Here is a 13870-nt window from a genome sequence, read left to right as displayed (position 1 = left end):
TAGGGAGGCTTACCCGTGGCCTTATTCGTCATGATCATTCGTAAAATGGTTCAAAATAAATGGCTTGTCTCGAGCATGTTCTTCGGCATTCTCATGACGGTCGCGCTCGTCAGCACGATGCCGATCTATTCCGAGGCGATCCTGTCCCGGATGCTGGTCAAGGACCTGGAGACGTACCAAGCGGAGAAGGGAACGTATCCGGGCACGCACTGGTCGATGGTCGGCTTCTACAACGAGACGGCGGACAAACGGACGCGCGTCTTGAACGAGATCGACAATTATATCGAGACGCGCGCCGCCGTCGACTTCGGCATCCCGGTCAAGGAGCTCGTGAAGGAGCGGCGGACGAAGTCGTTCCTGTTCGTTCCGGCCGCCGGCGTGGAAGATCCGAAGAAGTCGAAGCCGAGCGCGACGATCCGCGCTTTTTCCGGATTAGAGGAACATATCAAGCTCGAGGACGGCCGCATGCCGGCGAAGGAGCCGGTCGACGGCGTCTACGAGGTGCTCGTGACCGACCAGGCGCTCAGCAACTTCAAGACGGTGCTCGGGACCGAATTCCTCGTGAAGGACGACAAGGTGCCGGGTACGATCAAGATCAAGCCGGTCGGCATCCTCACGAAGAAGCAGGACGACGACCCGTACTTCCGCAGCGCCGGTCTCGGAGATTGGAATTCCGCGTTCATCATGAACGCCGATATGTTCGACCGCGAGATTACGAAAGGGAACCATATCCCCCTCGCGGTCAGCGGCTGGTTCTTCGTGCTCGACTACAGCAAGATGGAGCTTCGCAACGTCGACAGCTTCCTGACGACGGACAAGAACATTAAAGGCTACATCCAGCAACGAATCGTCGTGTTCCAGACCGAATTCGCGGTGCCGGCGCTGGGTACGATCGAGAACTACTTCGAGCGGGCGAAGCAACTGAACAAGCTGATGTGGTCGCTGAACGTTCCCGTGCTCATCATGCTCGGCTTCTATATGTTCATGGTGTCGAATCTCATCATCGACAGACAGAAGAACGAGATCGCGATTCTGCGAAGCCGGGGAGCGGCAAGGTGGCAGATTCTCGCTTCGTTCGCGATCGAAGGTGCGCTGCTATGCGGCATCGCGCTAGTCGCCGGTCCGTTCATTGGGCTAGGGCTTACGAAGGTGCTCGGTTCGTCGAACGGCTTCCTCGAGTTCGTCCAGCGGACGGCGATGCCGGTCCGGATCAACTCGGACGCGTACCTCTATGGAGCGATCGCCGCGGCCGTTTCCTTCGCGATGATGCTCGTTCCCGCGATGCTCGCGACGCGGGTATCGATCGTCGGGCATAAGCAGCAGATGGCGCGATCGCAGAAGATGCCGTTCTGGCACAAGTCGTTCCTGGACGTATTGACGCTCGGAGTATCGATCTACGGGCTGTATTCGTTCCGCAATCGGTTGGAGGACATTCAGAAGCTGGGGCTTAACGCCGACGATCTGAACATCGATCCGCTGCAATTCGTCATGCCGGCTCTGTTCGTCGTCGGGTCCGGATTGCTGTTGTTAAGGCTATATCCGTATCTACTAAGACTGATCTACTGGATCGGACGCAAGTGGTGGCCGCCTTCTCTGTATTCGACGCTTATACAGGTCGGCCGCTCCAATAGCCAATATCAATTCCTCATGGTGTTCCTCATCATGACGATCGCGATCGGCGTGTTCAGCGCGGGCGCGGCGAGAACGCTTAATACGAATACGGAGGACCGGATCCGGTACGCGAACGGGGCGGAATTCATCCTGACGTCGAATTGGCCGAACGACAAGCCGCCCGAAGCGATGTCTTTCGGAGGACCTCCCGCGTCAGGCGACGGGGCAGCCGCTCCTAAGATCATCCATTACCTCGAGCCTTCCTTCGATCCGTATACGAAGCTCCCCGGCGTCGAGCAGGCGGCGAAGGTGTTCGTGAAGGACTCCGCGACCTTCAACGCCGCCGACGGAGGGGGCAGCGCGACGCTGATCGGCATCGATACCGACGATTTCGGCAAAGCGACTTGGTTCCCCGACAAGCTGCTCGATCATCATATCAATGAATATTTGAACTTGATGGCGGGGGACTCGCGAGCCGTGCTCGTCTCGAGGACGCTTGCCGAGCAGAAGGGCGTGAAGGTCGGCGATGCGATCAACGTCGGCTGGCAGGACGTTCAGTCGCAGCCGTTCATCGTCTACGGCATTCTAGATTATTTCCCGACGTTCAATCCGAATCCGCCGACGGGGTCGATCAACACGGCGGACGAGAAACGTTCGAACGCGCCGATGCTGATCGTCGGGCATCTGTCGCGCATTCAATTCCAACTGCAACTTGAGCCGTATGAAGTATGGCTGAAGCTGAAGCCGGGCGCGACGACGAACGATTTCTATCAAGGCATCAAGGACAGCAAGCTTAGCGTGACGAACATCGTCAATACGAGAGAAGAGCTGACGAAGGCGAAGAACGATCCGTTCCTGCTGGCGCTTAACGGCATCCTGTCGCTCGGGTTCATTATCTCGATCGTCATCAGCTTCGTCGGCTTCCTGCTCTATTGGATTCTGTCGCTCAAGGGACGCACGCTTCAGAACGGCATCATGCGCGCGATCGGCTTGTCGCTTCGCCAATTGATCGGCATGCTCGGTCTCGAGCAACTGCTGACGTCCGGCGTCGCGATCTTGATCGGCGTGCTCGTCGGCAACGTCGCCAGCATCCTGTACGTGCCGAACTTCCAGATCGCGTTCAATCCGAGCAGTCTCGTGCCTCCGTTCAAGGTGATGTTCGAGGCGATCGACTTCATCCGCCTGTACACGATCGTCATCGTCATGCTGCTCATCGGGCTGGGCATTCTGTCTTACATGCTCTCCCGCATCCGGGTCCATCAAGCGCTGAAGCTAGGGGAGGACTAATCGATGATTCATTGCGAAGGCTTGGTCAAAATCTACAAAGCGGCGGATCTCGAGGTGTTCGCGCTGCAAGGGCTCGACCTGACGGTCGAGAGCGGCGAGCTGATGGCCATTATCGGCAACAGCGGAAGCGGCAAGTCGACGCTGCTGAACATGCTCGGCGGACTCGACAAGCCGAGCGCGGGACAACTGACGATCGACGGGAAGAACATGCTGAAGATGACCGAGCGCGATCTCGTGAAGTACAAGCGCGAGAGCGTCGGCTTCGTCTGGCAGAACAACGCGCGTAACTTGATTCCGTACTTGACCGCGCTCGAGAACGTCGAGCTGCCGATTCTGCTGAAGGGCAGACGCAAGCGGATGAGGGCGCTCGAGCTGCTTGAAGCGGTCGGGCTGTCGCACCGCAAGCATAACAAGCTGCAGGAGCTGTCGGGCGGGGAGCAGCAGCGGGTGGCGATCGCCATCGCGCTGGCGAACCATCCGAAGCTGCTTCTGGCCGACGAACCGACCGGTTCGGTCGATTCGCGAATGGCCGACCAGATTCTCGACCTGTTCCGAGAGTTGAACCGGACGATCGGCATTACGATCGTCATCGTCACTCACGATCCGCTGCTGGCGAGGAAGGTCGACCGCGTCGTCGCGATCCGCGACGGCAAGATCTCCTCTGAGATGCTGCGGCGCAAGTCGTATGCCGAGGAGCTCGAGGAGCTCGAGCGCGGCATTAAGCAGGCCGAGGGCGACTCGCACGTCGAGTATGCGATTCTCGACCGCGCCGGACGGCTTCAGGTTCCGGCGGCGTACCTCGAGTCGATCGGCGTCAAGGATTCGAACAAGGTGAAGCTCGAGCTGGTGGACGGCAAGATTATGCTGACATCGCCGGAGGAAGCTTCGTAGAACGGTAGACGGATAGGACGTAGCCCTTGCGCGTGCGCGGGGGCTTTTTCTTTCGTTTTGCGAGCCTTATGGTCACTATCCCTTCGGGTCAGGAGGGGAGGGGGACGCGGCCTGTTGCGGGAGTTACGCGCCTTATGGTCACTATCCCTTCGGGTCAGTGGGTGGGGGAGCTCGATCTGCGCCTTATGGACACTATCCCTTCGGGTCAGGAGGTGGGGGGCGCGACCTGTAGCGGCGCTACATACCGTTAGAGAGTCGGGATGTCGCAGGTATGCCCAGCATCGGCACCGCGCACCGTTAGAGCTGCAACCGCAAGCCTCTTCTCCGCATTCTTGCTATAATAGAGCAAAGGATAGCTAGTTGGCTTATGCGAAGGGACGACAGGATCATTGAATATAGATAAGCTACCGATAGACAGCGTGCTCCCCGACCTGAAGCGAGCATTGGCCGCGCACGACAACGCGGTGCTCATCGCGGCGCCGGGCGCGGGGAAGACGACGCGGGTGCCGCTCGCCCTGTTGGACGAGCCGTGGCTGTCCGGCCATAAAATCATCATGCTCGAGCCCCGGCGCCTCGCCGCCCGGAGCGCGGCGAAATACATGGCTTCCGCGCTCGGCGAGGGCGTCGGCGGCACGGTCGGCTACCGCGTCCGGATGGACACGAAGGTCGGTACGCGCACCCGCGTCGAAGTGGTGACGGAGGGCGTGCTGACGCGCATGCTGCAGGACGATCCTTCGCTCGAGGGCGTCGGACTCGTTATTTTCGATGAGTTCCATGAACGCAGCTTGCAGGCGGATCTCGGTCTGGCGCTGACGCTCCAATGCCAAGCGCTGCTCCGCGACGACTTGAAGCTGCTCGTCATGAGCGCGACGCTCGAGGCGGAGCCGGTCGCGAAGCTGCTCGGCGATGCGCCGGTCGTCGTGAGCGAAGGCCGGGCGTATCCGGTGGAGACGGTCTATCGGCCCCGCGCGGCCGGCGCGTATCTGGACGATGCGGTCGCCGCCGTCATCGCGGACGCGCTCCGCGCGCACGAGGGCGATGTGCTCGTCTTCCTGCCGGGCATGGGCGAGATCCGATGGGTAGAGACCAAGCTGAGAGGCCTGGTATCCGCCATGAGCGACGTCCGTATCCATCCCTTGCACGGCAGCTTGCCGTTCGAAGCGCAGGACCTTGCGATCGCGCCGGCGAAGCCGGGGGAACGCAAGGTCGTGCTGTCGACGTCGGTCGCGGAGACGAGCTTGACGGTGGACGGGATCACGGTCGTCGTCGACGCGGGTCTCATGCGCGTGTCGCGTTTCTCCCCGCGCACGGGCATGTCCCGACTGGAGACGGTTCCGGTATCGGCGGCGTCGGCGGATCAGCGGCGCGGACGCGCGGGACGGTTGCGGCCCGGCACGTGTTACCGGCTATGGAGCCGGGAAGAGCAAGATCGGCTCGCGCCGAGCAACGCGCCGGAGATCATGGAGGCGGACCTGTCGTCGTTGCTGCTCGAGCTCAACGTCTGGGGAGCCGGCGATCCGGCCGAGCTTGCTTGGCTGGACTCGCCGCCGGCGCCGGCTCTGCAGCAAGCGAAGGAGTTGCTGACGCAGCTCGGCGCGCTCGATGCCGCCACCGGCGCGATTACCGCGCACGGCCGCCGGATGGCCGAGTTCGGCGCGCATCCGCGGCTCGCGCACATGCTGCTGCGCGCGGTGCCGCTCGGATTGGGAGCGACGGCGTGCGAGCTTGCCGTCGTCCTGACCGAACGGGATAGTGCCAATAAGGGCGGAGCGAAGGACGGCGGCGACCTCCGGTTCCGGCTGGAGGCGCTGCACGGAGCAGGACCGGTGCAGCTCGACGAAGGCGCCCGCCGCAGGCTCCTCGACGAGGCGGGCAGGCTGAAGCGGGAGCTCGGCATCCGCCAGTCCCCGGCCGACGCCGCCAAGGACGCCGACGCCTGCGGCCTGCTGCTGGCGTTCGCGTATCCGGACCGGATCGCCCGCCAGCGCGAGAGCGGCAAGTATCTCATGAGCGGCGGCAGAGGCGCGGCGTTCGTCAAAGGCGGTTCGCTGCTCGCGACCGAGGAATGGATCGTCGTCGCCGACGTGGACGATGCGGGCGCGGACGGCACGATCCGCATGGCCGCGCCCCTCTCGTTCGCGCAGCTCGCCGAACATGCCAAAGAAGCCATCATGCAAGAGACTGACGTCTATTGGGACAAGGTATCTCAGTCCGTACGCGCGAGGGCGCGGAAGAGAATCGGAGCCATCGTCCTCGAGGAAGTGCCGATGCACAAGCCGCCGGCCCCCCTCGTAACGAAGGCGCTCTTGCAAGGCATTCGCACCGAGGGACTCCAACTGCTGCCGTGGACGAAAGCCGCGCGCCAATATCAAGAACGCGTCGTCTTCGTGAAGCATCACGACGATTCTTGGCCGGATCTCTCGGACGAAGCGCTGCTGTCCCGGCTCGAATCGTGGCTCGGGCCGTACGTCGACGGGCTGAGAAGCCGCTCGGATCTGCAGCGGCTTAACGTCAGGGAACTGCTCGAAGAGATGCTGAGCTGGGAGCAGCGGCGGCAGCTCGACGCGTACGTGCCGACGCACTGGAACGTGCCGAGCGGCTCGCGCCTGCCGATCGATTACTCGGATATCGACGCGCCTGCTCTCGCCGTGCGCCTCCAGGAGCTGTTCGGCTTGCCGGAGTCGCCGCGCATCGCGGGAGGCCGCGTCGCGCTGACGCTGCATTTGCTGTCGCCGGCGCAGCGCCCCGTGCAAGTTACGCGAGACTTGGCCAGCTTCTGGCGCAACGCCTATTTCGAAGTACGCAAAGACTTGAAGGGGCGCTATCCGAAGCACTATTGGCCCGACGATCCGCTCGAAGCGCAGGCGACGCGCCGCGCCAAGCCGCCCGGGAAGTAACCGGATCCATTCTATGAAGAGACGATGCCGCGCGCAGGCATCGTCTCTATCTTTTCAGCCCGCAAAGTTGTTAGATAATGGTATGAAATATGATATGATGTAGAATAGCTGAGGCAGATGGTGTCGAAAACCGGCGAATCAAAGGCGGTGGCGCGTGACATGACGCGGGAAAGCGAGCAGGCGACGGACGTGATTCGGTTAACCAACTCCTTGGGCGAGTTGGATCGTTTGCATGAGTTCTTCGAAACGTGCGGCACCCGATTCGGTTGGCCGGCCAAGCTGAACGGACAGCTCGTCCTCTCTTGCGACGAACTGTTGACGAACACGATCTCGTACGGTTATCCGCAAGGCGGGGAGCACGCTATCGTATTGTCCGTTCGTTCTCTGCCGGACGTCATCGAAGTGACGTTGGAGGACGAAGGCATCCCGTTCAATCCGCTGCTGAAGGACGATCCCGACATTACGCTGGGGTTGGACGAGCGGGAGATCGGCGGGCTGGGGCTGATGTTCGTGAAGCGTCTCATGGACGAATTGCATTATGAAAGAACGGATACGGGCAATCGCCTTCGAATGGTGAAGAGGCTGTAGCGACGAGGAGGATATCGCAGAATGAACATTACATCGACGGAGCAAGGCGGGGTTACGGTCGTAAGCCTGGAGGGGCGCCTGGACGGTCAGCACGCGCAAGCGGCGGAGCAAGCCTTCATGGCGCTGGCGGGTTCGGAAGGACGGACGAAGTTCGTGCTGGATTTCGCCAATATGCAGTACATCAGCAGCGCGGGTCTTCGGGTCGTGTTGGTCGCGGCGAAAAAGGTGCGCAGCCTGCAAGGGAAGCTCGTATGCGCGAGCATGAGCGAGCAAGTGCGGGACGTATTCGAGATGTCGGGCTTCCTGAGCATCTTGGAAACGGCTGCGTCTACGGAAGAAGCGTTAGCGCAATTCTAGGCAATAGGCGGGACGAAAACTGCCGATAGGCGGGTGGACGATAATCGTGGATAGCAACTGGGTAGAGGCGGCGCTCCTGGCATGCGGAGGCGGCGCGCTGGGAGCGGGCGCGCTGTACGTTATGCTGAAGCGGAGAATGGAACGGATGCGCGCGCTGTTCGATATAAGCATGCAGCTGAATTCGACGCTGAGAAGGCGCGAGCAGTTGGAGTTGATCATGAATACGGCGAAGCGGGTGCTGCCGGTAGAGGCGGCGTCCGTTCTGCTCATCGATCCGGATACGAACGAGCTGTTCTTCGAACTGGCGCAAGGCGAGAAGGGCGAAGCGGTGCGGGAGATCCGGCTGAAGCCGGGCGAAGGCATCGCCGGCCACGTCGCGCAGACAGGAGAGAGCGTCGTCGTCAACGATTCGGCCGCGGACGGCCGATGGTCGAACCGCGTCGCCGAGCGGACGGGCTTCCGCACGCGCAACCTGCTGACGGTTCCGATCGTCAACCACGGGCGCGTCGAAGGCGTCTTGCAGGTCATCAACAAGCACGGCAAGCGCGGGTTCACGCGGAAAGACCGGGCGCTGCTCGAGCAGGTCGCCCAGCCGATGGCCGTGGCGATGGAGAACGCCCGCCTGTACGCGCAGGTCGAGCAATCGCTCGAAGCGCTGCAGCAGACGACCGCGATCAAGGAACGGCTGGAGAGCGAGCTTCAAGTGGCCGGCGGCATCCAGATGAGCTTCCTGCCGCGGACGATGCCGTCCTCCCAGGAGCCTTACGACGTATGCGCGCTGCTGAAGTCCGCCAAGGAAGTAGGCGGCGATTTCTACAACTTCTTCAAGCTGGACGATGACCATCTGTTCTTCGTGCTCGGGGACGTATCCGATAAGGGCATTCCCGCCGCGTTGTTCATGGCCGTCACGCTTACGCTGCTGAAGGGCAAGATGACGCCGGGAACGACGCCGGGCCAGCTGCTGACGATGGTCAACGACGAGCTGTCGCGGGACAACCCGCCGATGTTCGCGACGATCGTGTGCGGCGTGTTCACGTGCTCGACCGGAGAAGTCGTCATGAGCGAGGGCGGTCATTGCACGCCTTACGTCGTCCGGGCGAACGGGACGATCGAGCCGGTCAAGCTGAAGAAGAGCTTGCCGCTCGCCGCGATGGAGGACGTGCCTTATCACGACGGACGATTGACGTTGGAGCGGGGCGACAGGATGTTGCTCTATACCGACGGCATCACGGAAGCGGAGAACGCGGCGCAGGAGCAATACACGTCCGAACGGCTGCAGGAATTCCTCGGCATGACGCCGGGCATGTCGAGCGCGGAGATCATCGACGCGCTGCTCATGCACGTCTGGATGTTCGCGGACGGCGCGCCGCAATCCGACGACATCGCCGTGCTGACCTTGCTGCGGAGATAACGTTCGGGGAATCCGTCTTGGATCGCGGGTCATCGACATACAATAGGAGTAGCAAGGCGATGCGCGGTATAGTGAACGAGTCGGACAAGGCGGACAAGGAGGCAAGCGTACGTTATGAGTAAATTGCTCGCTTTCGGGGCGCTATGGTGGCTGTTCGGCAATCCGTTCATTGCGATCATCGTGCTGCTCTTGATCTTCTACTTCTTGGAGAGACGATATATCGGCTTGACGCCGAGCTTGATTCGACCGTTGAAGCGCAGAAGCGCCATCGCGCGGTGGAAACGCCAGATTCAGATGAGCCCGCACGACGTCTCGGCGAAGTCCGAGCTCGCCAGGCTGTTGATCGAGCGCAAGAGCTATGCGGAGGCGCGAGGAATTCTGACCGGCATCGAAGACCGGATGGACCACTCCGCCGAGTTCTGGAGCGATCTCGGCACGTGCGAGCTGGCGCTCGGCAGGCTGGCGGAGGGCGAAGAGGCGATGCTGCGGGCGATCGAGATTAGTCCGCGCGTGAAATACGGGCAACCTTATATCCGATTGGCCGAATCGTTCTCTAAGCCGGATCCTGAGAAGGCGATCGGCTTCCTGCAGCGATTCAAGGAAGTGAATTCCTCTTCCTGCGAAGCCTATTATCGCCTCGGCGCGATCTATGCCGGTCTCGGCAGAACCGAAGACGCGGCGATCGCCTATCGGGAATGTGCTCAGTTGTACCGTACGTTGCCGAGGTACATGAAGCGCCACGAGCGCAAGTGGGCGATTCGGGCTTGGTTGCGAAGCAACGGTTCCAAGTAACCGATTTGAGAATTATTTTCCAATTAACGTCAAGGGGCTTTCTCCGCGGTCGATTCGACCTTACGGGAAAGCCCCTTTCCAATGAATCATGGTTATAGACGAATTAGTCCTGGGCGGACTCTTCGCCCGCTGCTTCCGCTTCGTCGGCGGCAACTTCAGCCAGCGCAGGCTCGTCGGCTTCCGCCACTGCCACGGCGTCGGCTTCTTCGGCTACCGCTTCGGCAGCTTCTTCCGATGCTTCGACGGCTTCGGCTTCGACAGCCTCGGCTTCGGCTTCGATCGTCGCGTCTGCTTCCGCTTCGACGGCTTCCGCCTCGACAGCTTCCGCTTCGGCTACGATTTCCTCGGCAGCCTCTTCCGATGCTTCGACTTCCTCGGCCTGGGAGCCGAGCTCCGCTTCCTCTGCTACCGCTTCGACCGCGACTTCATCTGAAGACGCTTCCAAGCCTTCGACTGCGACTACTTCTTCGTTCAAGTCCATTTCGAATTCCTCCCGAGAAGTGATTAAGGGGACAATCCCCTACAATCCAAGTTATCTCCTTAGTCAAAATATGGCAACGGTGTTATTTTGTATATTATTGACGGCTTTCCGCGAAAGCGGGACGACTCGCGGTTATCTCCTAATTAACGGCAGAGGTTCCTATGAGAGTCGAATGGAAAAAGAGCGGGGGTTTACGGCAGACGCTGTCTTCGCTTGGCGGAGACGTCAGCTTTCAACGCCGTACGCTAGCGAAATTGTACCCCTTTTGAAGGTAGCGAGATTCGACGATTGTGTGTAAAATCAGCCGAGTTCCCTTATCGATTGCTTCGGAATGGCGTGTATTCTGTCGGACTTTATTGTACGATAGGGTTAGATTTCCATAGGTTGGCGCTCGTTGACGAATTTGCGAATCCTATCAATCTATCACCTAGGAAGAAAGCGATGAGTAGCATGCTGAAGGATCGATGGAGCCGACGTCTCGGCTTGAAGGCGGAGGACTGGCGGAAGCTATGGTTGATGGGGCCCGTATTCCTCATCTGCGGCATCGCCGAAGCGCTTAACTATAACGGCTTCATGACGCTGTTCAACCAACGGTTCGGCAGCGCATATATGCCATATATCTACGTCGCGGAAGCGATCGTCTTGCCGTTCGAAGCTTGGTTCATGACTTGGCTGGCGGGCAGGCTGTCCAAGCCTGCTCTCATGCGCGCGATGTACGCGATCATGACGGGCATCGTGCTCGCCAACGCGGCGATGCTGCTCGGTCTGCGAATAACGGGAGAGGACTTGCGATGGTATTATCCGATCCTGTTCCTCTCCTCTAACTTCGTCGTCCGCCAACAGACGATATTGCTCTGGAGCTTGGCGGTCGACCTGTGCCCGACGCAACAGGCGAAAAGGCTCATGCCGTTGTTCGTCGGCGGAGCGACGCTGGGCGGCATGGCGGCGGGGTTAATCACGCAGTTGATCAGCCCGTGGCTCGGTCCGGACATCGTCTACGTGCTCGGCCCCGCGTTCTTGCTCGCGGCGGCATTCAACTATCGCAAGGCGATCGCGGTGTATCTCGTGCCGTTGGCGCTGAAGGCATCGAAGGCTGCGGATGCGGAGACGGACAGCTTGTCTTCCATGGACTATTTCCGCCGGACGCTGCGTTCGCCGTTCCTGCTTAGCGTTCTCGGGCTCATGCTGGTCATGCCGGCGCTCTATTTCCTGATGGAGTTCATCTTCTTGAACACCGCGCACACCGCGTATCCGGACGAAGCGGAGTTCGGCCGCATGTTCGGCGTCGTGACGACCATCTTGTTCGCGCTCGCGTTCTTGCTGCAGCTCGTGTCCGGCAAGCTGATGGCATGGCTTGGCGCCAGCAGCATGCTCACCGCGATATCCGCCGTGTACGCGCTGGCGTTCGTCGGCGCATGGACGCTGCTCGGTTCGCCGGTCGCGATGGCCGCGGTCGCCGGCGGGTACATGCTGACGTACTTGCTGATCTATTACTCCGCTGAGCCTTCTTACCAGCTGTTCTATAAAATATTGCCCCTCCAGCAGCGAGACGGCTTCCGTTACGTCGCGCAAGGCATCGCGACGTTCGCCGGCATCCTGCTCGGCGCGGGGCTGCAGGCGCTTCATACCGGACTCGGGTGGGGATTCCCGGCGCTGGCGGCCGTCGGCACGTGCGGAGCGGTCGTGCTCGTGGCGCTCTCTTGGACCGTCCGACAGCTCTACATGAAGGAATTGGTGCGGAGCGTTCACGTGCTCGCGTTAACCGAACGGGACGCTTCGGAGTCGTTGCAGGAGATACTGCGCAATCCGCGCGTCATGAAGACGATTCACGCGATGCTTCGCCAAGACGGCGCGGACGCGAAGGAAGTCGCGCTGCATATTATCGGCCACGCGCCGGACGCGAAGTTCCTTCCCGAGCTGCTGAATCTGCTGGACGAGGACAACGCCAAAGTCCGTACCGCAGCGCTTAAGGCGATGAACATGTCGTCGGCGGATATCGGAGCGATGGCGCGAGTCGCTTCCTTGCTGGAAGATCCCGAGCAGGAAGTACGGGCGATCGTCGTGCACAAGATCGCGCAGATGAAGCACATGCCCGCTCAGGCTTTCTTCTTCCTGCGAATGAAGCTGCTCGACTCGGAGCCGATGGTCGTCGCGGAAGCGGTCAAAGCGATGTATTCGCTCCAAAGCGCGCAAAGCTACGAAGCCTGCAACGAAGCCGTCGCGCAAATGCTCAAGGCGGGAGGCGAGTCGGCCGTGCACGGCTGCCGGGTCATCGCCGAGCTTCGCTTGGACGCGTTCGCGACGGACGTAGAGAAGCTGCTGGACGACTCGCGTCCTTCGGTGCGCGTGGCGGCCACGGCATGCTTGGGTTTGCTAGGTCGCGCTCAGGTGGCCAAGATCGTCTACGGAAGGCTGGAGACGGCGGATCAGGAGCTTTACCGGGCATCGATCTCCGCTCTCGCCGATATAGGCGACCGGGTAATCGACTTGCTTAGGACGAAGGTCGAAGCCGCTCCGCCTAAGACGTGGCAAGCTTCCGTTATCGTTCTCTCCCGGCTGCTTCCGGACGCGGACGTGCGCGGCTGGCTGTCCGAGCAAGCGACGGCGAAGCTGGGCGAGCTGGAATCGTCGGCGAGAATGGCTGCGGCGTTCCGGGTGCTCGGACGCGCCGATCTGGCGGAGCTGGCGACGATGCGGCAGCGCGATTTGCGGACGACGGTGTACGGCGGCTGCTGGGGCATTCTGGAGCGGCTGACGGACGATCAGGTCGTTACCGCGATTCGTACTTCGATCGCGGACGCCGACGAGGAGACGCGAAGCGGCGGCTTGGAAGTGCTCGCCGAAGGGATCGGCGAGAGGCGGTTGTCGCAGAAGCTGGCTTCCGCGCTGCAAGCGGACGATGACGCGCACGGCGCGATGACGGAGGAAGCGGCGAGGGAAGCGGTCGAGGCTTGCAAGCGTTCGCCGGATGATTGGTGGCGCGAGATGGCTGCCGAATGGGCGGCCGGGGAGGAGCGGGGGACGATGCAGGAAGAACAAGGGATGCTCGGAAGGCTGAAGAAGGTCGTGTTCCTCAAGAAGGTTCCTTTCTTCGCGGATCTCACGCTGGAGGAGCTCGGGTTGATCGCTGCCGTGGCGACGGAGCGTCGGTTCGGGGACGGCGACAAGCTGCTCGAGCGCGGGCAGGCGAATTCGGAGATGTACGTCGTCATCGACGGCAACGTCGAGCTGACGAGCGTGTCCGCCGCAGGCTGGGAAGGGACGCTCGGCGTCCTCGCCCCGGGCGACGTGTGCGGCGCGACTTCGGCGCTGGACGAATCCGCGTCGTCGGTAACCGCGCAAGCGTTCTTCGGCGAAGTTCACGCGCTCGCGATCGAGCGGGAAGAGATTACGAGGCTCGTGCGGCTGTATCCGGAGATCGGCATCGGCTTGCTCAGAGCTTCGCTCGCGCGGGTGCGGCTGCTCGAAGAGATGATGATGAAGATCGATTCGTAGGGAGTGACGTTGCTCGCCGAATAACGCCGTGTCACGGCGTTAAATCGACGGAGCGGCGTT

9 protein-coding genes are annotated in these 13870 nt (G+C 61.2%); 8 read left to right on the top strand and 1 reads right to left on the bottom strand.

What is annotated here, in order from left to right; translation table 11 throughout:
- Positions 1-15: 15 nt before the first annotated feature.
- The 7 genes from ACFQZG_RS21140 to ACFQZG_RS21110 all read left to right on the top strand — a co-directional run bounded on the left by ACFQZG_RS21140 (position 16) and on the right by ACFQZG_RS21110 (position 9834).
- A complete protein-coding gene (locus ACFQZG_RS21140) occupies positions 16-2898 on the top strand; it encodes an ABC transporter permease (protein WP_378156131.1) in 2883 nt (960 codons plus the stop codon).
- 3 nt (positions 2899-2901) lie between these two features.
- The gene (locus ACFQZG_RS21135) at positions 2902-3789 is read left to right on the top strand and encodes an ABC transporter ATP-binding protein (protein WP_378156129.1); all 888 of its coding nucleotides are present in this window, start codon (positions 2902-2904) and stop codon (positions 3787-3789) included.
- A gap of 395 nt (positions 3790-4184) precedes the next feature.
- Entirely contained in the window at positions 4185-6686 is a 2502-nt protein-coding gene (gene hrpB / locus ACFQZG_RS21130) for an ATP-dependent helicase HrpB (RefSeq protein ID WP_378156227.1), read from the top strand.
- A gap of 159 nt (positions 6687-6845) precedes the next feature.
- Positions 6846-7274 carry an ATP-binding protein gene (locus tag ACFQZG_RS21125; protein WP_378156128.1) on the top strand — a complete coding sequence of 143 codons (429 nt, stop codon included), beginning with the start codon at positions 6846-6848 and terminating at the stop codon, positions 7272-7274.
- 21 nt (positions 7275-7295) lie between these two features.
- Positions 7296-7631: an STAS domain-containing protein gene (locus ACFQZG_RS21120; RefSeq protein ID WP_378156126.1), complete on the top strand. Its 336-nt coding sequence runs from the start codon at positions 7296-7298 to the stop codon at positions 7629-7631.
- A 46-nt stretch (positions 7632-7677) separates the two neighbouring features.
- A complete protein-coding gene (locus tag ACFQZG_RS21115; protein WP_378156124.1) occupies positions 7678-9042 on the top strand; it encodes a PP2C family protein-serine/threonine phosphatase in 1365 nt (454 codons plus the stop codon).
- Between the two features lie 114 nt (positions 9043-9156).
- Positions 9157-9834 (top strand): tetratricopeptide repeat protein, encoded by a 678-nt coding sequence (locus tag ACFQZG_RS21110; protein WP_378156122.1) that lies wholly within the window; start codon positions 9157-9159, stop codon positions 9832-9834.
- A gap of 103 nt (positions 9835-9937) precedes the next feature.
- Here the strand turns inward: ACFQZG_RS21110 and ACFQZG_RS21105 are convergent, their stop codons facing one another.
- Positions 9938-10315, bottom strand: a complete 378-nt coding sequence (locus ACFQZG_RS21105) for a hypothetical protein (RefSeq protein ID WP_378156121.1) — start codon at positions 10313-10315, stop codon at positions 9938-9940.
- 441 nt (positions 10316-10756) lie between these two features.
- Here ACFQZG_RS21105 and ACFQZG_RS21100 point away from each other — a divergent pair, with 441 nt between their 5' ends.
- On the top strand, positions 10757-13810 hold the full coding sequence (locus ACFQZG_RS21100) for a cyclic nucleotide-binding domain-containing protein (RefSeq protein WP_378156118.1): 3054 nt from the start codon (positions 10757-10759) through the stop codon (positions 13808-13810).
- Positions 13811-13870 lie beyond the last annotated feature (60 nt).

Origin of the sequence: Cohnella sp. GCM10027633 (assembly GCF_042675445.1) — a bacterium.
Lineage (GTDB): Bacteria > Bacillota > Bacilli > Paenibacillales > Paenibacillaceae > Cohnella.
Note: the sequence above shows the minus strand (reverse complement) of the source record. Positions and strands in the feature narration are given on the sequence as shown.